This window comes from Streptomyces sp. JNUCC 64, assembly GCF_054484115.1.
This window is the reverse complement of the sequence record NZ_CM137015.1, coordinates 4,358,851-4,379,432: the sequence shown is the minus strand read 5'-3', so window position 1 is coordinate 4,379,432 and position 20,582 is coordinate 4,358,851. Positions and strand designations below refer to the sequence as shown.

The window sequence follows — 20,582 nt, the reverse complement described above, 5'->3', positions numbered from 1 at the left end:
AACGCTCCGCCGCAGGTCAGGACGGAGGGGCCCCACCGCGTGGTGGGGCCCTTCGGCGTGGGCGGGGCCCCTCGGTCTCCCTGCCCCCCTCAGTCCCCCGCGGCCCGGCCGCTCCGCGCCGCCGGGGCCTCCGGGGCCGGAGTCGGGGCCGTCGTAGTCGGGTCCTCGGGCCCCGGGAGGGGTTCGTCCGGGGGTGGGGGGAGGGTGTGGAGTCGGGTGACCGGGGAGAGGGCTAGGGCTATCAGGACGGTGGCGGACGCGGTCGCGGCGGCGGTGAGGGCGTGCTCGGCGCCGACGCGGCCCGCGAGGAGGCCCGCGGACAGGCCGCCGAGGGCGCCGCCGCCGAACAACAGGGTGCGGAAGACCGCCGTCATCCGGCCCATCATCGACCGTGGGGTGCTGGCCTGGCGCAGGCTGACGATGACGACGCCCGCGACGCCGAGGCCGAGGTAGGTGGTGAAGAAGGAGAGGACGAACATCCCCACCATCACCGGTCGGGGGCCGCTGGCCAGGACGATCAGCGTCGGGCCGAGGAGCAGGGCCGACTGGGCGACCAGGTAGACGAGGCCGAGCCGGAAGCGCCGGATGACCGCCCGGGAGACCACCGCGCCGATCAGTCCGCCCACCGAGGCGGTGGCGAAGACCGCGCCGAGGGTGGTGGGGGCCAGGCCCAGGTCGCGCGTTCCGTACAGCAGGAACATCGTCCACACGGTGACCATGGAGAAGTTGCAGCAGAAGCCGATCAGGGCCAGTGACCGCAGGACCGGGTTCCCCAGGACCCAGCGCAGGCCGTCCCGGAGTTCGGTCGGCAGATGGCGTCGGGCGGGTGCTTCGGGCTTGGGCTCGGGGGTGCGGATGAGCAGCAGCGAGACCAGGGACACCAGATAGGAGAACGCGTCGACGATCAGCGCGACGGGCGCGGTCAGGGCGCCGACCAGGACGCCCGCGAACCCGGGGCCCGCCACGTCGGCCGCCGAGGAGCTCACCCCCATCTTGGCGCCCGCCTCGACGTAGCGCTCGGGGTCGCGGACCAGGGTCGGCACGTACGCCATCCAGCTCACGTCGAACAGCACCGAGGCGACGCCGACGGCGCAGGCGATCACCAGCAGGGTGCTCAGGCCGAGCGCGTCCGTCCAGTACAGGACGGGGACCAGCGCCAGCAGGACCATCCGGACCAGGTTGGCGCCGAGCATGACCGGTCGCCGCCGGACCCGGTCCACCCACACCCCGAAGACCAGGGCGAGGCCGAGGTACGGGACGAGTTGGAGGAAGCGCAGCACGCCGACCTGTTCGTCGGTGGCGCCGAAGGCGAGGATCGCGGTCAGCGGCAGGGCCAGGTTGGTGACCTGGGCGCCGAGCAGCGAGAGCGTCTCGCCCACCCAGAACTTGAGGAAGTCGCCGTCGCGCCAGAGGCTTCCCCCGGCGCCCGGGGCCGGGGCCTGGGACGGGGCCTGGGCCTGGGGCGGGGCCTGGGCCTGGGGCGGGGGCGGGGGCGGGGTGGGCGCTCCGGCAGGCGCCCCGGCGGCGGCTCGGGTGGGGGCTCCTGCGGGCGCTCCGGCGGCGGCTCGGGTGGGCGCCCCGGCAGTGGCTCCGGCAGGCGTCCCAGCGGCGGCTCCGGCGGGCGCTCCGGCGGGGGACGTCATCGTCGTCCCCGGCCGATGACGTCCGCCACCGCGTCGGCGACGTGGTCGACCTCCTCCTCGGTGTTGTAGTAGTGCGGCGACAGCCGCAGGCACCACTCGACGTCCTTGTCCCCGAAGTCGAACTGCGCGAACTCACGGAAGCTGAGTGCCGAGTTGATTCCCCGGGCGTCCACGGCCGCCTTGAACGGCTCCGGCCGCCAGCCCTCCACGGCGAAGGTGACGAGTCCGGCGAGGCGCGGGCCCCGGTCGAGCAGCCGCACCCCGAGGACGGGGGCCAGCCGTTCGCGCAGCCGGGCGGCGAGCGCCGGGGTGCGCCGCTCGATGGCCTCGACGCCGACCTCGCGGGCGTAGCGCACCGCGGCGGCGCTGCCGAGGACCGTGGCGTAGGGGAACTCCCACTCCTCGAACCGGGCCGCCGTCCCCACCGGTTCGTACCGGTCCGGCCCGGTCCAGCGGGCGCCGTGCATGTCGATGAACAGCGGTTCGTTCCCCGCGCGCAGGACGCGGTCGGAGACGTACAGGAACCCGGAGCCGCGCGGCCCCCGGAGGAACTTGCGGCAGGTCGCGGTGAGGAGGTCGCAGCCGATCTCCGCCACGTCGATGACGAGTTGCCCCACCGACTGGCAGGCGTCGACCAGGTAGAGCAGGTCCAGCTCGCGGCAGTGGCGGCCGATCTCGGCGACCGGCGAGACCAGGCCCGAGTTGGTGGGGACGTGGGTGGCGGACACCAGTCGGGGGCGGTGGGTCCGCATCAGCGCCGCCATCGCCGCCACGTCGACCCCGCCCCCGGGCGCGTCCGGCGCGTGGACGACCCGGACCCCGAACCGTTTGCGCAGGGACAGGAAGGCGATCTGGTTGGAGACGAAGTCGTCGCGGGTGGTGAGGATGACGTCGTCGGCCTCGAACGGGATCGACGACAGGGCGTTGGCGTAGGCGTGGGTGGCGCTGCCCGCGAAGGCGATGTTCCCGGGCGCGGTGTTGACGAGGGCGGCGATCTCCGTGTGGAAGCCGCGCACTTCGGCGGCCCGGGCGGCCGACGCCTCGTAACCGCCGATCCGTGCTTCGAGGTTGAGGTGGTCGACCATCACGTCGAGGACGGGGGTCGCCAGCAGACCGCAGCCCGCGTTGTTGAAGTGGACGACCTGTCGGCACCCCGGGGTGTCGGCCCGCAGGGCGGTGACGTCCAGCTGAAGTGCTTCCCGACCAGGACCAGAAGCGCTACCGTTGTCTCTCATGAATGACGGTAGCACTTCTGGGGAGTTGGCCGACAGCCTCCGTACGCTGCTCTCCCGGCTCTCGCCCGGCGACCGGCTGCCCAGCAGCCGGGAGCTGACCAAGGAGTACCGGGTCGGCCCCGCGACCGTGGCGCGGGCCATCGCCGCGCTGGCCGCCGAGGGCGCGGTGGTCACCCGTCCGGGCAGCGGTACGTACGTGGCGCGGCGCCCCCGGCACCACGGCACGGCCCCCGCCGTCCCCGACACCGCCTGGCAGACGGTCGCCCTCACCGACCGCGCCGTCGACACCCACGCGATCGCCGACCCGCTCGGACCGGCCCCGGCCGGAACGATCGCCATGGACGGCGGCTACGTCCACCGCTCGCTCCAGCCCACCCGGGCCCTCAGCGCGGCACTGGCCCGGGCCGCCCGCCGTCCGGACGCCTGGGACCGCGCCCCGGCGGGCGGACTGCCGGGGCTGCGCGCCGTGTTCGCGGGTGCCGTCGGCGGCGGGGTGACGCCGGAGGACGTGCTGGTCACGGCGGGCGGACAGAGCGCGCTGTCGATCGCGTTCCGGGCCGTCGCCGGGCCCGGCAGCCCCGTCCTGGTCGAATCCCCCACCTATCCGCGGGCCCTCGCCGCCGCCCGCGCCGCGGGGCTGCGGCCGGTGCCGGTGCCGATCGACGCCGACGGACTGCGGCCCGATCTGCTGGCCGACGCGTTCGCGATGACCGGCGCGCGGCTGCTGTACTGCCAGCCTGCCCACCAGAACCCGACCGGTGCGGTGCTGACGCCCGAACGGCGTCGGCACGTCCTCGACGTGGCGCGCGCCTCGGGCGCGTTCGTGATCGAGGACGACTTCGCCCGGCACCTGGGACACGGCGGTCCGGTGCCGCGCCCGCTGGTCGCCGACGACCGCGACGGCACGGTCGTCCACGTCACCTCCCTCACCAAGCCCGCGGCGCCGAGCCTGCGGATCGGGGCGCTGGTGGCGCGGGGGCCGGTGATGGAGCGGATGCGGGCGGTGCGCCTGGTCGACGACTTCTTCGTCACCCGGCCGCTCCAGGAGGCCGCGCTGGAGGTGCTCAGCTCCCCGTCCTGGGAGCGGCACGTCCGCTCCCTCGGCGCGGCGCTCGCGGAACGGTGCGCCGTGCTGACCGCCGCGCTCGGCGAGAAGCTGCCCGGCGCGGTCCTGGCCGGGCCGCCCACGGGCGGGCTGCACCTGTGGGTGCGGCTGCCGTCCGGCGTCGACGACACCGCGCTGGCCGGTGCCGCCCGGCGGCACGGGGTCGCCGTGAGCGCGGGCGCCCGGCACTTCGCCGCCGAGCCACCGGCGGCCCATCTGCGGATCGGGTTCGCCGCCACCGCCGACCTCGCCGAACTGGCGGAGGGAGCACGGCGGTTGGGGGCCGCGCTGGCGGACTTGGGGACGGGGGCGGATGCGGGGACGGGGGCGGGAACCGGGTCGGATGCGGGGACGGAAACCGAGGTGGGGGCGCCTCGGTGAACCGCCGTCCCGCACGCCCCCGCACGCCCCCGGCCGCACGGGGCGGCGGGAAAGCGTCCCTACAACTCCTCGCCCCGCAGGGCGAGGTACGCGTCCCGGAGGTGGATGAGGGCGGGGTGGTCCGGGGTGAGGGGGGTGTCGCCGATGGCGGACAGGGGGCGGACGCCGAAGGCGGCGTTGGTGGCGAAGGCGGCGGGGAGGGAGCGGGCCTCGGCCAGGGTGAGGGGGCGGGTCACCGACGGGGTCAGATCGCGGAGCAGGGCCATGGTGACGCCGGGGAGGACCTCGGCGTCGGGCCACACCACCGTGCCGTCCGGGTCGACGAAGCCCACGTTCCAGGTGCCGCCCTCGCTGATCCGGTCGCCGGGACCGGTGAACAGCGCGTCGTCGTAGCCCCGGAGCTGGGCGGCGCGCCGGGTGTGCAGCAGCCCGAAGAGGCCCACGTGTTTGACGGCGGGGACGTCCCGTTCGTAGCGGAGGGGCAGGGCCCTCAGGGGCGGCGGGGCGGGCGCCGGGGCCGGGCGGGTGGTGACCAGGACGTGGGGGTCGGTGGCCTTCGACGGCGCGGCGGGTTCCGTCGCCGGGTCCAGGACGGTGATCCGGACGACGAACGATCCCGTCAGCCCCTCGGTCGCCCGTCGGACGTGGCGCAGGACCGCGTCCCGGTCGAGGGCCGCCCCGAACACCGTCCGGCAGTCGCGGACCAAGCGGTCCAGGTGGAGGGGGAGTCCCCGCACCCTTCCCCCGTCCACCCGCAGGGACGTGAAGTGCCCGTAGTTGGTGAGACCGAGGGCGAGCAGTTCTTCCGGGGTGGCGGGGCGTCCGTCGAGCAGGGCCATGGGCGACAGGGTCTCATCCGGGACGGATGAGGGTCCGGGACGGGCGCGAGTCCGGAGCGTACGGAGGGCTGGGGACGTACGGAGGGCTTGGAGGCGTACGGAGGGTCCGGGGCGGCCGTCAGATCACCGGGGGGCGGCCCAGTCGGGTCATGCGGACCACCGTGCGCCAGCGCATCGGGCGGCGCGGGCCGCCGGAGGTGCGGACGCCCTCCCAGAAGCCGCCCGCCCAGGCGCGCAGTCCGCCCAGGGAACGGGTGCGGGCCAGGGTGAGGAGGGTCCAGGTGGCGAGGTACGCCGGGACCAGGAGGACCGGCAGGTTGCGCTTGGCCAGCCAGACGCGGTTGCGCGCGGTCATCCGGTAGTAGACGGCGTGCCGGGCCGGGCTGGTCTTCGGGTGCTGGAGCAGCAGGGCCGGCTCGTAGACGATGCGCCAGCCGTCGTCCAGGGCCCGCCAGGCGAGGTCCGTCTCCTCGTGGGTGAAGAAGAACTCGTCGGGCCAGCCGCCGATCCGGTCCAGCATCGGCATGGACAGTCCGTGGGCGCCGCCGAGGAAGGTGGTCACCTCGCCGCCGCGCATCGGGTCCGAGGCGCGCAGCCGGGGCACGTGACGGCGCTGGGTCTCGCCGTGTTCGTCGGCGATGCGGAAGGCGGCGATGCCGAGCCGGGGGTCCTCCTCGTACATCCGGGCCAGTCGGCCGAGGACGTCGGTGTCGACCAGCAGACCGTCGTCGTCGAGGTCCACGACCACGTCCACGTCGCCGAGGCGGCGCAGTTCCTCGATGGCGACGTTGCGGCCGCCGGAGACGCCGAGGTTCTCGTCGAGTTCCACGCCGTGCACGTGGTCGGGGAGTTCCGGCAGCGGGGAGCCGTTGCCCACCACGACCACCCGGGTGGGGGCGAGGTCCTGCCGGGCCACCGAATCCAGCAGGGCGCGAAGCTCGTCGGGGCGGTTGCCCATGGTGAGGATCGCGATGCCCATGCGGGGGTGACCCATGAGTGAACTCCGTCCGTACGCCGTCTTGCCTGGGCTGAGCCTATCCGTGGGCCCGTTCGCGCACCTATCCCCGGGTGCGGGTGCCCCGGTCCGCCCCTCGGTGGGGGCGGACCGGGGCGGGCGGTCGGTCGGGCCGTCGGCTCGGGGGTGAGGGTGGTGCCGGTCTGGCCGCCGGCTGAGGTGGGTGGTGTCGGTCCGGCCGCCGTCTTCTGGAGGGGGCGGGCGGTTGGTGGTCAGGGCGCCGTCTTCAGGAGGGGGCGGTCGGGGGCCGGGGTCCGGTCCGTGGAGGGCTGGGCCGGGGGCCGGTCGGTGGGAGCCTCGGCCGGAGTCCGGTCGGTCGGTTCCGGTGGGGTGGTGTCCGGTGGGGTGGTGCCCGTCGGGGGGACGGTGCGCAGCAGGGTCCACACCAGGGCCGCCGTCACCGCCGCGAACCCCGCGCTGAGCAGGGACGCCGTCTGGAGGCCCGTGGTGAACGCGGACCTCGCCGCGGCGGCCAGTTCCGTTCCGCCCGGGAGGCGTTCGGCGAGGTGCAGCGCCGTGCCCAGGGTGTCGCGGGCCCCGGCGGGGGCGTCGGACGGGACGTGGGCCCGGTAGACGGCGGTGGCGACGCTGCCGGTGACCGCGATGCCCAGGGCCAGGCCCAGGTCGTACGCGGTCTGGCCGGTGGCCGCCGCCGCGCCCGCCTTCCCGGGCGGGGCCGCGCCGACGGCCAGCACGGTGCCCAGCACGCTGATCGGCGCCACCCCGAACATGATCACGGCGAGCGCCAGGGACACCGGCGCCACCCCTTCGGCGACGGCGGTCGTCGCGTATCCGGCCAGCGCCACGGCCAGTCCGCCGAGGACCACGTGCGCGGGACGGTTCCGGCGGGCGAGGACCGGGGTCAGCTGCGCGCCCGCGATCAGTCCGGCCGCGCCCGGCAGCAGCCACAGCCCGGCGGCCAGCGGGGACAGTCCCGCGACGGACTGGAGGTACTGGGGGACGAGGTACTCGACGCCGTTGAGCGCCGTCATCCCCAGCAGCAGGGTCAGCAGCGCACCGGTGAACGTCCGGTCGCGGAACAGCCGCAGGTCGAGGAGCGGGCGCGGCAGCCGGTTCTGGCGCCGGACGAACGCCACTCCGAAGGCGGCGCCCGTCAGCAGCGTCAGCGCGGGCAGCGGGCCCGGACCGTGCGCGGCGGCGTCCTTCACCGCGTGCACCACCGGCAGCACGGCCAGCAGGAACAGGGCGACGCTCGGCGCGTCGAGCCGTCCCGCGTCCGGGTCGCGGTACTCCGGCAGCAGCTTCCGGGCCAGCAGCAGCACCGGCAGCATCACCGGGACCCCGATCAGGAACACCGACCCCCACCACCAGTGGGCCAGCAGCACCCCGCCCACCACCGGTCCCACGGCCAGCCCGACGGAGAGCGCGGTCACCCACAGGGCGATGGCGGTGGCCCGTCGGCGCGGGTCCGTGAACAGCCGGCCGATCAGCGACAGCGTGGACGGCAGCACCGCCGCCCCCGCGATCCCCAGCGCCGCCCTGGCCGCGATCAGGGTGCCCGGGTCGGGGGCGTACGCCGCGAGCAGCGAGGCGACGACGAACCCGGCCGAGCCGAACAGCAGCAGACGGCGGCGGCCGACGCGGTCGCCGAGGGTGCCCATCACCACCAGGGTTCCGGCGGTGAGGAAGCCGTAGACGTCGGTGATCCAGAGGAGTTCGCCGCCGCTGGGGGCCAGGTCCGCCGCCAGGTACGGGGTCGCCAGCCAGAGGACGCCCAGGTCGGCCGTCATGAGGGTCACGGGGAGGAGCAGGAGCGCGAGGCCCAGCCAGGGGTTCCGCACGGTTCGCGGGGTTTGCCTCGGCGGCTTCTTCGGGGTCTTCTCGTCGTCGGGCATGTGGGTCTCCCCGGGCTCGTGGGTGCGGGTTCGGGTGGTCGGGGGCGGGTGGTCGGGGGCGGGTGGTCGGGTGGGGGCGCGCGGTGTGCGGGGCCCGGGGGCTCGGTCGCGCGGGCGTTTCAGAGGTGGGCGACCGCCTCGCGGGCCTCGTCCAGGAGGGCGCGGATCCGTTCGGGGCGGCGGGGCGCGGGCACTCCGGACAGTTCGGTGTCGTGCAGCAGGCTCACCCGGGCGTCGGTGATGCCGCAGAACTCCGATACACCGAGCCGTAGTTGAAAGTCCATGGCCTCGTCCAGGCCGGTCGTCCGGTACCGCTCGCGGGAAGCGCCCGCGAGGCCCAGCCACACCATCCGCTTGCCGGAGAGCCGGGGGGTGCCCCGCCCGTAGGCGAAGCCGTAGTTCCACACCCGGTCGATCCAGCCCTTGAGCACGGCGGGGACCGAGAACCACCAGACCGGGAACACCACGACGACGTCGTCGGCGGCGGCGATCCGGTCCATGTGGGCGTGGACCTCGTCGGAGTACCGCTTGTCGCGGTCCTCCCAGTCGGGTTCGTCGGCCGGGGTCAGCCGGGGGTCGAAGTCCTCGGCGTACAGGTCGAGGAGGTCCACCGTGCCGCCCCGGGCGGTGAAGTGGTCCCGCAGGTGGACGGCGGTCCGGCCGGTCAGCGAGTCCGGCCGGGGGTGGGCGGCCACGAGCAGGGTGCGGCGGGGGGACGCCGTTCCGGGGGCGCGGTCAGAGGCCAAGGCCGGAACCGCCGCTCGCGTCGATGTTCTGTCCGGTCACCCAGCGGGCGTCGGGGGAGGCGAGGAAGGCGACGACGTCGGCCACGTCGTCGGGGCGGCCCACCCGGTCGAACACCGAGTACGCCGCAGCGGCGGCCTTGGCCACGGGGTCCGCCATCCAGGGGTGGATGTCGGTCTCGATGGTGCCGGGCGAGACGGCGTTCACGGTGATGCCCCGCCCGCCGAGGGTCTGCGCCAGGGTCAGGGTGAGCACCTCGACGGCGCCCTTGGCGGCGGCGTACGCGGTCATCCCCGGGAAGGCGACCTTGGTGACGCCCGACGAGATGTTGACGATCCGGCCGCCGTCCCGCAGCCGCGACAGCCCCTTCTGGACCACGAAGAACGGCGCCTTGGCGTTGACGGCGAAGACCCGGTCGTAGGTCTCCTCGGTCACCTCGTGGATGGTGCCGGGGCCGCTCACCCCCGCGTTGTTGACGAGGACATCGAGGCCGTCGGCGTGCCGGTCGAACGCGGTCCACAGGGCGTCCGCGTCGCCGGGCACGCCCAGTTCGGCGCGGATGGCGAAGGCCGAGCCGCCCGCCGCCCCGATCGCCGCGACGGTCTCTCCGGCGGCGGTCGCGTCGCTGCCGTAGTGGACCGCGACCCGCGCCCCCTCGGCCGCCAGTCGCAGGGCGATGGCCCGTCCGATGCCCCGGCTGCCGCCGGTCACCAGCGCGGTCTTGCCGGTCAGACGGCGCGGGGCGGTGGCCGGGGCGGCGCCCGGGGCGGTGGCCGGGGCGGGCGTCCCGGCCTGTGCGGTGCCGGTGCCGGTGCCGGTGCCGGTGTCGCTGTGGGTGGGGGTGTGGGTGTGGGTGTGGTCGCCGGTCTCGTCGGTGTCGGCGCCGGTGCCGTTGGTGGTCTTGTCTCCGGTGCCGTTGGTGGTGTTGCTGGTGGTGTCGATGCCGTGTGCCACGGGTCCGTCCTCCGGTCCTCGGTGGGCGGGACCGTTCGGTGTCCCGTCCGCTGTGGTCCACAGGTTGGCGCGCGGGTGTTCGGGGGCGGTTCGGGTCCGGTTCGGGTGCGGTTCGGGGGTCCGGTTCGGGTCCGGCTCCGGGGCGCCCACCACGGGCACGACGGCAGGGCGGCGCGCCGACCTGGAAAGCGGTCCCACCACGACGGCGCGTTCCCCGGGACGGGCACCCCCGGCGCCGCGCACCCCCGGCGCCGCGCACCGCCAGCGCCGCGCACCCCCGTGCCGACGGTGCCCCGGAACACCCGGGCTGATTGACTTGTCCGCCGACCAGGCTGCGCAGGCACGGGAGTTGACCATGGGTACCCAGGACGCACAGGACGACACGCCCGGAAGGCTGCGGGCGATCAGCGACGAGGTGTCGGAACGGTTCTACGAGCGGGCCGACGTGGTGCGGACGCTGCTGGTGACACTGCTCGCCGGGCAGCACTCGCTGGTGCTCGGCCCGCCCGGAACCGCGAAGTCCGAGCTGGCCAGGGAACTGTCGGGCCGGATCGACGGGGCGACCTACTGGGAGATCCTCCTGTCCAAGTTCACCGCGCCGACCAGGATCTTCGGCCCCATCGACGTCGCCGCGCTGGCCCGGGGCGAGTACCGCCAGGTCTACGACGGCCGCGCCACCACCGCGCACATCGCGTTCATCGACGAGATCTTCAAGTGCTCCACGGCGGCGCTGAACGAGACGCTGGGCTACCTCAACGAGCGGATCTACCACCCCGAGAACGGCGGCGACCCGATCCGCTGCCCCCTGATCGGGGCCATCACGGCGAGCAACGAACTGCCCGGCGGGGAGGACTCGGCCGCGATCTACGACCGGATGCTGGTGCGGATCGAGGTCGGATACCTGGCCGACCCCTCGAACTTCGCCGCGCTGGTGCGTTCCGCCGTCAGCCGCCCGGCGCCACCGGTCCGGACCACCATCGGACTGGCCGCGCTGCGGCACGCCGTGACCGAGGACGTCCCGGCCGTGGACGTGCCCGACGCGATCGTGGACGCGGTGTGTTCGCTGCGGGCCGCCCTGCGCCGCAGGGAACTCGTCGCCTCCGACCGCCGCTGGCGGCAGGCGGTGGGCCTGCTCCAGGCGTCCGCCTATCTCGACGGCCGTCCCGCGGTCACCGAGACCGACCTGTCGATACTCACGCACGTGCTGTGGGACTCCCCCGACCAGCGCCCGGTCGTCGAGCGCGAGGTGCTGCAACTCATCAACCCCGACGCCAAGGAGGCGCTCGACCTGGCCGACACCATCGAGGAACTGGAAGCCCAGCTCGACTCCATGGCGGGGCAGTCCCGCGAGGCCCTGAGCGAGTGGGTCATCAAGAACGCCCACCACAAGCTCGCCACGGCGGGCAAGCGGCTGGAGCGACTGCGCGAGGTGGCGGTGGGCGCCGGTCGTTCCACCGCCGCCATCGACCGGGTCACCGGACGCCAGCGCGCTGTCCGCACCCGTGTCCTCACCGAGGCCCTCGGCGTGGACGCCAGCATGGTGCAGGCCCAGCTCTGAACGCCGGGAGCGGGACCACGGACAGGACACCGGACCGGCCGGACGGTCCCACGGGCCCGCCCGGAGGGCGGCCGACCGGGCCGGACGCCGCCCCCGGGGGGTACACGACGGCCGTGATCGCGGACCGGTTCGACCGGATCGCCTGGCACGACACCTACGCGCAGTCGGCCGGACTGCGGGAGCTGGCGGAGGAACTGGGCAGACGCCACGACTGCGCCGTCGACCTCCTGACCGACGCGTTCCTCGCCGCCTACACGGCCGGTCCGTGGCTGCGCGAGCGTGCGGAGATGGACCTCACCCGGCTGGTCAACCACCAGGTCGTCACCGCGCTGGTGGAGTCGCCCGAGTTCGCCGGGCTGCGCCGGGAGACGGTGGGCGACCCCTACGCCGCCGCCATGGCCGTGCTCGCCCAGGCCGCCACCCTCCGCCGGATACTGGACGGCTCCCGCAACGCGCAGGAGCGGACCGAACGGGCGAAGAGGGCCCGGCGGGCCGCCGGAGGCGCGGTGACCACGGCGGGCCCGGGGCTCCAGGGGGCGGCCGACGCGGGCGCGGGGCCCCAGGGGGCAGCCGACGCGGACGGGGGGCTCCAGCAGGCGGCCGGCGCGGGCGCGGGGTTCCAGGGGGCGGACCAGGCCGGGGGCCCGGGGCTCCAAGGGACGGACCAGGCCGGGGGCGCGGTACCGGCCCCCACCGCCGCCGGGACCGCGCGGGAAGCGGCCGAGGCCCTCGACTCCGCCGCCCGGCAGGCCGACCTGAGTGCCGAGCGGGCCCTCGCGGCGGTCGCCCCCGGCATCCGCGTCGCCGCGCGGCACGCGGCGGGGAAGGCGGCCGAAGCGGTACGGCGGGAGGCCGCGCTGATGCGGACGTGGGGGGTCGGTCCGGGCGAACTGGAACGGATGCCGTTCGAACGGCGCGCCCGGCTCGCCGAACGGCTGCGCACCGGTCGGCTCGCCCGGTGGGCCGACCTGATCGGCCGCTTCCGGCGGATGGCCGACGCCGAGCACGCCCGCGCGACGGAGAGCCCCTCCGGGGAACTGGTCGACGTCACGCTCGGCGACGACCTCTCCCGGCTCATCCCCTCCGAGCTGGTCAACCTCGGCGTTCCGGAGCTGCGGGCGGTGTTCGCCGCGCGCTACGCCGCCGGTGAGCTGATGCTCTACGACAGCCAGGCGGAGCGGCCCACCGGCCGGGGCGCCGTCATCGCGTGCGTGGACACCTCCCACTCCATGTACGCGGCGGGGCCCGGCGGAGTCACCCGGGAGACCTGGGCCAAGGCGTGCGCCCTGGCTCTGCTGGACCAGGCCCGCCGTACCAAGCGGGACTTCGTCGGCATCCTGTTCTCCTCCGCCGACCGGATCAGGATCTTCCGGTTCCCGGCCGGGCAGTCCGCGGACACCACCAGGACCGTCGAGTTCGCGGAGACGTTCCTCGGCGGCGGCACCAGCTTCCAGACGCCTCTGACGGCGGCCGTCGAACTGCTGGCCGAGGAGTTCGACGACACCGCCCGGCTGCGCGGCGACATCGTGCTGATCACCGACGCCGAATGCGAGGTCAGTGGGGAATGGACGCGCGGCTGGAACGACGCCAAGCGCCGACTGGGCTTCCGTCTCTTCGGCGTGGCCGTCGGCGCCCCCCGCGCGGCCGGAGCCGACTCGGTCCTGGCGGCCCTGTGCGACGACCTCCGCGGCATCGAGGACCTGACCGACGTGGACGCCGCCGCCGGTCTCTTCCGCGCGCTCTGAATCCGGCGGCCCCTGGGGCCCGGCTGTCGGGGTGACGTCACCCGACGCGGCCCCGGGGCGGGTCGACCGCCGCCGCGCCGAACGCCGCCGGACGGGTCCGGGCGAGGAAATCGCCGGGGAATCCCGGGGTGAAGTCGGTGGCGGCTTCCAGACGGCGCTTCTGCTTCCCGGACAGGGTGGTGCCGAGCGCGCCGAGGTTCTCGGCCAACTGCCCGGCGGTGCTGGCGCCCAGCACTGGGTGCACGACCGGGGAACGCGACCGGATCCAGGCGAGGGCGACCTGCGCGGGCGTGGCACCCACCTCGGCGGCGACCTTCCGCACGGCGCTGGCCACGGTGCGCTGCCGGTGGGTGAGGCCGGAGGAACGTCCCGCCAGGACGCCGTGTGCCAGGGGGCTCCAGGCGGCCACGGTCATCCCGAAGGACTCGGCCATGGGCAGCAGCTCCCGCTCGATGTCCCGGTTCAGCAGGTTGTACGGCACCTGCAGACCGGCGAAGGGCGTCCAGCCACGCCAGTCGGCCAGCGTGTTGGCCTGGGCGACGACCCACGCCGGGGTGTTGGAGATCCCGACGTAGAGGATCTTTCCGGCGCGGACCGCGTCGTCCAGGGCCCGCATGGTCTCGTCGACGGGGGTGCACCGGTCCCACAGGTGCACCCAGTAGACGTCGAGACGGTCGGTCCGCAGCCGGGTGAGGCTCCGCTCCAACGACAGGGTGAGGTTCTTGCGGTGGTTCCCCGCCGCGTTGGGGTCGGTGGTGTCGCGCGACAGCGAGTACTTGGTCGTCAGGACGAAACGGTCGCGGCGGCCGTGCAGGAGCCCGCCGAGGACGCTCTCGCTCCGCCCGTCGTGATAGGCGTCGGCGGTGTCGATCACATTGCCCCCGGCCTCGTCGTACAGGTCGAGGACGCGGCGGGAGTCGGCGGGCAGGGTGCCGCCCCCGAAGCCCATCGCGCCGAGGAACAGTTCGGAGACGCGGAGGCCGGTCCGGCCCAGCAGCCGGTAGCGCATGCTCCCGCCCGGTCCCGGCGGACGGTTCGGTGCCGTCGTCACGCGGCCACCTCCCTCCTGGTCGCTCCCCGCAGCGGCTTGAGGGCTCCTGACCAGGCGAGGACCTCGTTCAGCAACTCGTCCAGCGCGGACTCCTGGTAGGGGCCCGGGGCAATGGTGCCGGGCTCGGTCGGGTCGGTGACCTCGAAGTCGGTGAAGGCGGAGAGGGCCACCTGGGTGCGCACGGTGGCGACCCGGAGTTCGGCCATGACCTGGCGCAACTGCTCCACCGCGCGGACGCCGCCGACACCCAGGTCGCCGTCATCGACCGGCATCTGCGCAAAACCACGGACCTGGAGGCCGACCTCCTCGACTTCGGCCGGGAGTTCGTCACCACGACCACCACCGCGCACGCCACGCACTTCGCGCTGGTGCGCCAGATCAGAGCCGACGCCGGACACATCCCGGAAGAGGCCCTCGACGCCTGGCAGGAGACCGGCCCCCGACGCGTCCGCCGCGCGCTCGCCGAGCGGCTGCGCGCCTGGTCGGACGAGGGGCTACTGCACACCACCGACCCCGAGCTGGCAGCCGTCCACCTTCTGCTCCTGGTCTCGGCGGCGGTCCCCTCCCACCCCGGCGAGGACGAGCCCGGACCCGAGGAGACCGACAACGCGATCGCCTCGGGTGTTCACGTCTTCCTCAACGGCTACCGCCGCTGAGGCCCTCGCGGGCCAGGGACCCGTAGCGCCGGAGGCAGCGTCCGGCGCCGTCCGAACCGCCAGGTAAGGTGCGCCGGTGACGACCGAAGCCCCCCGACCGCGCCCCGTGGCCCTCATCGGCATCGGCGCGGACGGCTGGCCCGGCCTGCCGGACGCGCCCCGCCGCGCGCTCCTCGACGCCGAGGTGGTCATCGGCGCCCCGCGCCAGCTGGAGCTGCTGCCGCCCGAGTGCCCGGGCGACCGCGTCCCCTGGCCCTCGCCGCTGCGCCCGGCCGTCCCCGGCCTCCTCGCCGCCCACGCCGGACGCCGTCTCGCCGTGCTGGCCAGCGGCGACCCCATGTTCCACGGCATCGGCCGCGCCCTCGCGGAGCTGCTGGGCCCCGACGGGCTGGACGTCCACCCGCATCCGTCCTCCGTCGCCCTCGCCTGCGCCCGGCTGGGCTGGCCGGTCGAGGGCACCGACGTGGTGACCGCCGTCGGCCGCCCCGTGGAGCGCCTCGCGGCGGTGCTGCACCCCGGCCGTCGCGTCCTGGTGCTGAGCGCCGACGCCGACGGGCCCGCCAGGGTCGCCGCCGTGCTGCGGGAACGGGGCTTCGGGCCCAGCCCGGTCCGGGTGCTGGAGCGGCTCGGCGCCCCGGACGAACACGTCACCGCCCCGGAACGGGCCGACGCCTGGTCGCGGACGCCCGGCGCCGCGCTGAACCTCGTCGCCGTGGAGTGCGTCCGCGCCCCCGGCGCCCTGCCGCTGGCCACCGTGCCCGGACTGCCCGACGCGGCCTACGACCACGACGGCCAGCTCACCAAACGGCACGTCCGCGCCGCGACCCTCGCCGTCCTCGCGCCCGAGCCGGGCGAACTGCTGTGGGACGTCGGCGGCGGCTCCGGCTCCGTCGCGATCGAATGGCTGCGCGCCCATCCGTCCTGCCGGGCCGTCAGCGTGGAACGGGACCCCGTCCGCGCCGACCGCGTCGGCCGCAACGCGCGCGCCCTGGGCGTGCCCGGGCTGCGGGTGGTCACCGGCGCCGCGCCCGACGCCCTCGACGGGCTGCCCGCCCCCGACGCGGTGTTCATCGGCGGCGGACTCACCGCCGCCGGGCTGCTCGACCGCTGCTGGGAGGCGCTGCGCCCGGGCGGACGGCTCGTCGCCAACACGGTGACGCTGGAGTCCGAGGCCCTGCTGGCCGACGCCCACCGCCGCCACGGCGGCGAACTCGTCCGGCTCGCGGTGGCGCACGCGGTGCCGGTGGGCCGCTTCACCGGCTGGCGGCAGGCCATGCCCGTCACCCAGTGGGCGGTGCGCAAGGAGCCCACCGGCGGGTCGGCCGCCGCCTCGGGACGGACCGGCGCGGAGCGCCTGGAGCACCAGGAGCACCTGGAGCGGTCGGACCACCACCAGGGCCGGGGCCATGCACAGGAACAGGCTCAAGGCCAGGGCCAGGACCAGGACCAAGGCCAAGGGCAGGACCAAGGCCGAGGCCGAGGCCAGGAACAACGACGGATACGGATGCGGGAACGGGGAGACGGCGCATGACCGTGTACTTCATCGGCGCGGGCCCCGGGGCCGCCGATCTGATCACCGTGCGGGGCGCGCGGCTGCTCGGCTCCTGCCGGGTGTGCCTGTACGCGGGCAGCCTCGTCCCCCGGGAGCTGCTGGCCGAGTGCCCGCCGGACGCCCGGCTGGTCGACACCGCGCAGCTCACCCTGGACGAGATCACCGGGGAACTGGCGCGGGCGCACGCCGAGGGGCACGACGTGGCCCGGCTGCACTCCGGCGACCCGTCCGTGTTCAGCGCGGTCGCCGAGCAGATGCGGCGGCTCGACGCGGTGGGCGTGCCCTACGAGATGGTGCCCGGGGTGCCCGCCTTCGCCGCCGCGGCGGCGGCGCTCGGCCGGGAGCTGACGGTGCCCACCGTCGGGCAGACCGTCGTCCTCACCCGGATCGCCCAGCGGGCCACGCCCATGCCGCCCGGCGAGGACCTGGCGACGCTCGGCCGCTCCGGCGCGCTGCTCGTGCTGCACCTCGCGGTGCGGTACGCGGACCGGGTGGTGGAGGAACTCCTCCCGCACTACGGCCCGGACTGCCCCGCCGCCGTCGTCGCCTACGCGAGCCGCCCCGAGGAGGTCGTGCTCCGGGGCCCGCTGTCCGGCATCGCCGAGCAGGTCCGCGCGGCGGGCGTGCTGCGCACCGCGGTCATCCTCGTGGGCCGCTCGCTCGGCGCGTCGGCGTTCCCGGACAGCTATCTGTACTCGGCGGACCGCGACCGTCCCGGACGCTGACGGCCCGTCACCCGACGGGCCGGGGGCGACCGGTCCGGGCCCGCGCGCTCCGGACCCGTGCGCTCCGGCCGGACCGCGTCCAGGAGACTGACCCACGACGGAACCCCCGCGACGGAAGAACCCCAGATGAGCGACCCGACCGACCCGACCGCACCCGCCCCCCGACTCCCCGTCCAGGACACCCACTTCGGTGAGATCACCGTCCGCCAGGACGGTCAGGACCGGGTGGAGGTCGGGGGCCCGGGGATACCCCTGGTGACCCTGGAACGGCGGCCCGGCTCCGACGCGGTCCCGCACATCGCCATCGGCACCCGGGACGCGGCCCTGCTGACCCTGCGGATCGACGGGCACGAGGCCCGGGTGAAGCCCGGCAAGGGCGGGCTGACCAGGCGTTCGTACCGGGTCGACGTGCGGTACGAGGGGACGTCCTACCGGCTGGTCCCGGACTCCGTCCCCGGCAGCCGTCTGATCCGGGACGGCGAGCACCTCGGTGACTTCACCTCGCTCGGCGACGAGTCCGTCATCGTCGAGTGGAAGGAGGGCGCCGGGCCGGAGCCGTTGGACGCCGCCCTCGGCTACGCCCTTGCCTCGGCCTTCGGCACGGGCGGCCAGCCGATGTGGATGCTGATCGCCGACGGCCTGGGCATCGCGCTGCCCTGAGCCGCGCCCGCGCCGGACGGGTCCCGGCGTCGGACGTGTTCCCGGCGTCGGACGTGTTCCCCGCGTCAGACGGGTCCCCGACCGTACGGGTCCCGGACCGAACGGGTCCCCGACCGGACGGATGCCGGGCCGTACGGGTCCCGGACCGGACGGCCCCGGGCCTCACGGCCACTGAGCAACCCGAACGGGCCGCGTAACCCTGTCACTGTGTCAACGTTCGACCGCGAACCCCGTCCCAGAGTCACCGCGTGACCGTACGGACCGCGTACCCCGTCACCGTGTCACCGTACGGACCGCGTACCCCGTCACCGCGTGGCCGGGACCCCGCCCGTCTCCGACGGCCCCTCCGGCACCGGAACCCGTTCCGCCGCCGGAACCCGGCCGGGCGCGGGGACCCGGTCCAGCCGCGCGGCGCGCGCCGGGGGCCGGACCCGGGCGCCGGAGGAGGACGTCCGGCCGTCGGAAGGCGGCGTCCGGTCACCGGAGCCGTTCCGGTCACCGGAGGGAGCCCGGTCGTCGGAAGGAACCCGGTCGTCGGGAGGGTGCCGGTCATCGGAGGAGGCCCGGTCGCCGGAAGGGGTCCGGTCCGCCAGCCACTGCGCGTACGCGGGCGACTCGGCGGCCGCCTCCCAGTACGCGTCGGCCAGGTCGTCGTAGACCGCGTCCAACTCGTCCCGGCTGCGCGCCACCAACAGCAGTCGCACCCCTATCGGATCGCCCTCCAGGGGGCGGACCGCCGTGTCGGGCCGGGGGGAGGTGGTGGGCTGCGACACCGTCACCACCTCGCCGGTCGGCACCAGCGTGTACGCCGTCAGATAGTCGCCGTGCAGCACCCGGGGGTTCAGCCCGGCCTCCCGCAGCACCCGGCAGACCGCGTCCCACTCACCGTCCACCGTGGAATCGACCATCCACCGGTCGTCCGCGAGCGCGTCGATCGGCACGCTCCGCCGGGCGGCGGCCGGATGGTCGGCGGAGACCGTCACGAACTGCGGCTCCCGTTCGACGAGGACCCGGCTGCGGAGTTCGGCGGGGAAACGCAGCGGGCTGCCCTCCACCTCGTGCACGAACGCCACGTCGAGCTGTCCCTCCGCGACCATCCCCAGCAGGGAGTTGGCCGAGACGTCCATCTGGAGGGTGGGTTCGGTGCCGGGGTGGCGCAGCCGCAGTCTGCGCAGCCAGCCGGGCAGCGCCCTGCTGGCGGTGGAGCCGATGAGCAGTTGGGCGCCGTCGGAGGCCCGGGCGGCCGCGGCCCGGGTGTCGTTGACCAGGGCCCGCATCTCGGCCACCAGCGGACGGGCCCGGCCCAGCAGGATCCGGCCGAGCGGAGTCGGGCGGCAACCCGACCGCTCCCGGGTGAACAGCTGGCCCCCCACGGCCTGTTCGATGCGGCGCAACTGGGTGCTGAGGGTGGGCTGCGCGACCCCGAGGGTCCGGGCGGCCTTGTGGAGGCTGCCGGTGTCGGCGATGGCGCACAGCGCTCGGAGGTGCCTCACTTCGAGGTCCATGCCAGGTGAGCGTAGGGCCGCTCAGGTCGCCGCACCAGACGGTTCTCGTCACACTCCGGTGCTCGGGCCGGTCCCGGACCTCCTCCGGACCGGTCCTGCACCGGTCCCGGGCCGGTCCCGGACCGGGCGCCCGGGGCGGAGGGGATAGGGCGGGGCTATCACCACTTGCCATCATCCCGATCCCCCCTTCCTCCCCCGAAACTCCTTAGCAGTCGAACCGGTTCGCACCCTCACCCACCGGGACCCACTCCCCAAGGGCCCCGTCCGAACCAATCGAACAACGAGGAGCGCATCACATGAAGCCCCCCACACGCTTCCTGTCCGCCGCCCTGGGCCTCGGCGTCGCCGCCGTGACGGCCGTCGCGGCCACCGTCCCCGCCGTGGCCGCGGAGTCCCGCGCCACGGAGAGCGCCACCACCGTCTCCACCACCGGGTCCATAGCCCGCTACGAGGGCTCGTCTGAGAACGCCGCCGCCAACAAGGCGTTCTTCGACGCGGTCGTCAGGTCCGTCGCCGAGAAGCGCGCCGCCAACCCGGGCGCCCAGGCGGTGACCGTGCGGTACAACGCGTCGCGGGCGCCGTCCTTCCGCGCGCAGATCGCCAGCAGCACCGCCATCTGGAACAGCTCGGTGTCCAACGTCCGGCTCCAGGAGACCACCGGCACCGCCGACTTCACCTACCGCGAGGGCAACGACGCCCGGGGTTCGTACGCCTCGACCAACGGGCGCGGCCGGGGCTTCATCTTCCTGGACTACCGCCAGAACCAGCAGTACGACTCCACCCGGGTCACCTCCCACGAGACGGGCCACGTCCTCGGACTGCCCGACAACTACCGGGGCCCGTGCAGCGAACTGATGTCGGGCGGCGGACCGGGCACCTCGTGCCGCAACGCCTACCCGAACGCCAACGAGCGGGCCCGGGTCAACCAGATCTGGGGCGTCGGATTCGCCAAGGCAGTGGAGAAGGCGACCGCCGCCCTGGAGACCGCCGACCGCTGATCCGTCCTCCCCCCCCCCGCACCAAAAAGCACCCATTACCCCACGCACACCCCCCACCCCTGTTCGCGCGGCCGCTCGATCAGCGTGACCGCCCGACCGGTCGGATCCGACGGACCCGTCGGACCACCACCCGGCACACACCCCACGTCTCCGTGTGTCCCCCCACCACACGCGGTGCGGGCCGCCCCTCTCGCTGGGCGGCCCGCACCGCCGTGTCCGGGCCCGTGAACCGTCGCGGACGGGACGGTAGGCGACGGAGCGGTACGGGACCGGACGGACGGTACGGGCCGCGCCGGGCGGAGCCGGGCTGGGTGGGCTGAGCTGGGCCGGCGGGAGACCGGTGGTGGTGATCCGCGCCCG

General features: G+C 75.0%; 17 protein-coding genes and 1 pseudogene. 8 read left to right on the top strand and 10 right to left on the bottom strand.

Translation table 11 applies throughout. From position 1 onward, the window contains the following. Positions 1-89: 89 nt before the first annotated feature. Both ACVWNX_RS18065 and ACVWNX_RS18060 read right to left on the bottom strand, forming a co-directional pair. The gene (locus ACVWNX_RS18065) at positions 90-1,643 is read right to left on the bottom strand and encodes an MFS transporter (RefSeq protein WP_454408210.1); all 1,554 of its coding nucleotides are present in this window, start codon (positions 1,641-1,643) and stop codon (positions 90-92) included. After that, positions 1,640-2,878, bottom strand: a complete 1,239-nt coding sequence (locus ACVWNX_RS18060) for an aminotransferase class V-fold PLP-dependent enzyme (protein ID WP_454408208.1) — start codon at positions 2,876-2,878, stop codon at positions 1,640-1,642. Before ACVWNX_RS18060 ends, ACVWNX_RS18065 begins: the two co-directional genes overlap by 4 nt. On the opposite strand from ACVWNX_RS18060, the gene ACVWNX_RS18055 reads away from it, so the two are divergent. After that, positions 2,877-4,364: an aminotransferase-like domain-containing protein gene (locus ACVWNX_RS18055; RefSeq protein WP_454408207.1), complete on the top strand. Its 1,488-nt coding sequence runs from the start codon at positions 2,877-2,879 to the stop codon at positions 4,362-4,364. The two genes, ACVWNX_RS18060 and ACVWNX_RS18055, sit on opposite strands and share 2 nt — an antisense overlap. Before the next feature lie 59 nt (positions 4,365-4,423). Here ACVWNX_RS18055 and ACVWNX_RS18050 read toward each other — a convergent pair whose 3' ends face one another. From ACVWNX_RS18050 to ACVWNX_RS18030, 5 genes are all read right to left on the bottom strand, one after another. Next, on the bottom strand, positions 4,424-5,203 hold the full coding sequence (locus tag ACVWNX_RS18050) for an aminotransferase class IV (protein ID WP_454408205.1): 780 nt from the start codon (positions 5,201-5,203) through the stop codon (positions 4,424-4,426). 118 nt (positions 5,204-5,321) lie between these two features. After that, on the bottom strand, positions 5,322-6,197 hold the full coding sequence (locus ACVWNX_RS18045; RefSeq protein ID WP_454408204.1) for a glycosyltransferase family 2 protein: 876 nt from the start codon (positions 6,195-6,197) through the stop codon (positions 5,322-5,324). Positions 6,198-6,430: 233 nt separating this feature from the next. Further along, positions 6,431-8,074, bottom strand: a complete 1,644-nt coding sequence (locus ACVWNX_RS18040) for an MFS transporter (RefSeq protein ID WP_454408203.1) — start codon at positions 8,072-8,074, stop codon at positions 6,431-6,433. 119 nt (positions 8,075-8,193) lie between these two features. Next, positions 8,194-8,820 carry an NAD(P)H oxidoreductase gene (locus tag ACVWNX_RS18035; RefSeq protein WP_454408202.1) on the bottom strand — a complete coding sequence of 209 codons (627 nt, stop codon included), beginning with the start codon at positions 8,818-8,820 and terminating at the stop codon, positions 8,194-8,196. After that, a complete protein-coding gene (locus tag ACVWNX_RS18030) occupies positions 8,810-9,550 on the bottom strand; it encodes an SDR family oxidoreductase (protein ID WP_454414821.1) in 741 nt (246 codons plus the stop codon). Before ACVWNX_RS18030 ends, ACVWNX_RS18035 begins: the two co-directional genes overlap by 11 nt. 577 nt (positions 9,551-10,127) lie before the next feature. Here ACVWNX_RS18030 and ACVWNX_RS18025 point away from each other — a divergent pair. After that, positions 10,128-11,330: an AAA family ATPase gene (locus ACVWNX_RS18025; protein ID WP_454408200.1), complete on the top strand. Its 1,203-nt coding sequence runs from the start codon at positions 10,128-10,130 to the stop codon at positions 11,328-11,330. Positions 11,331-11,443: 113 nt separating this feature from the next. Beyond that, entirely contained in the window at positions 11,444-13,075 is a 1,632-nt protein-coding gene (locus ACVWNX_RS18020) for a VWA domain-containing protein (RefSeq protein WP_454408198.1), read from the top strand. A gap of 37 nt (positions 13,076-13,112) precedes the next feature. Here ACVWNX_RS18020 and ACVWNX_RS18015 read toward each other — a convergent pair whose 3' ends face one another. Continuing rightward, a complete protein-coding gene (locus ACVWNX_RS18015; protein ID WP_454414820.1) occupies positions 13,113-14,084 on the bottom strand; it encodes an aldo/keto reductase in 972 nt (323 codons plus the stop codon). A gap of 38 nt (positions 14,085-14,122) precedes the next feature. Beyond that, positions 14,123-14,485 carry a hypothetical protein gene (locus ACVWNX_RS18010; protein WP_454408197.1) on the bottom strand — a complete coding sequence of 121 codons (363 nt, stop codon included), beginning with the start codon at positions 14,483-14,485 and terminating at the stop codon, positions 14,123-14,125. Here ACVWNX_RS18010 and ACVWNX_RS18005 point away from each other — a divergent pair. The 4 genes from ACVWNX_RS18005 to ACVWNX_RS17990 all read left to right on the top strand — a co-directional run bounded on the left by ACVWNX_RS18005 (position 14,387) and on the right by ACVWNX_RS17990 (position 17,719). After that, complete coding sequence (locus ACVWNX_RS18005; RefSeq protein ID WP_454414819.1) at positions 14,387-14,782, top strand: TetR/AcrR family transcriptional regulator C-terminal domain-containing protein; 396 nt, start codon at positions 14,387-14,389, stop codon at positions 14,780-14,782. The two genes, ACVWNX_RS18010 and ACVWNX_RS18005, sit on opposite strands and share 99 nt — an antisense overlap. 76 nt (positions 14,783-14,858) lie before the next feature. Further along, positions 14,859-16,313 carry a precorrin-6y C5,15-methyltransferase (decarboxylating) subunit CbiE gene (gene cbiE / locus ACVWNX_RS18000; RefSeq protein ID WP_454408196.1) on the top strand — a complete coding sequence of 485 codons (1,455 nt, stop codon included), beginning with the start codon at positions 14,859-14,861 and terminating at the stop codon, positions 16,311-16,313. Then, positions 16,310-17,059: a precorrin-4 C(11)-methyltransferase gene (gene cobM / locus ACVWNX_RS17995; protein ID WP_454408195.1), complete on the top strand. Its 750-nt coding sequence runs from the start codon at positions 16,310-16,312 to the stop codon at positions 17,057-17,059. Before cbiE ends, cobM begins: the two co-directional genes overlap by 4 nt. Positions 17,060-17,185: 126 nt before the next feature. Continuing rightward, positions 17,186-17,719: a hypothetical protein gene (locus ACVWNX_RS17990; RefSeq protein ID WP_454408194.1), complete on the top strand. Its 534-nt coding sequence runs from the start codon at positions 17,186-17,188 to the stop codon at positions 17,717-17,719. A 590-nt stretch (positions 17,720-18,309) separates the two neighbouring features. Here the strand turns inward: ACVWNX_RS17990 and ACVWNX_RS17985 are convergent. Beyond that, a pseudogene (locus ACVWNX_RS17985) lies at positions 18,310-19,224 on the bottom strand (LysR family transcriptional regulator); the annotation flags it as partial. A 296-nt stretch (positions 19,225-19,520) separates the two neighbouring features. On the opposite strand from ACVWNX_RS17985, the gene snpA reads away from it, so the two are divergent. Then, positions 19,521-20,222 carry a snapalysin gene (snpA, locus tag ACVWNX_RS17980; protein WP_454408193.1) on the top strand — a complete coding sequence of 234 codons (702 nt, stop codon included), beginning with the start codon at positions 19,521-19,523 and terminating at the stop codon, positions 20,220-20,222. The last annotated feature ends 360 nt before the right edge of the window (positions 20,223-20,582 follow it).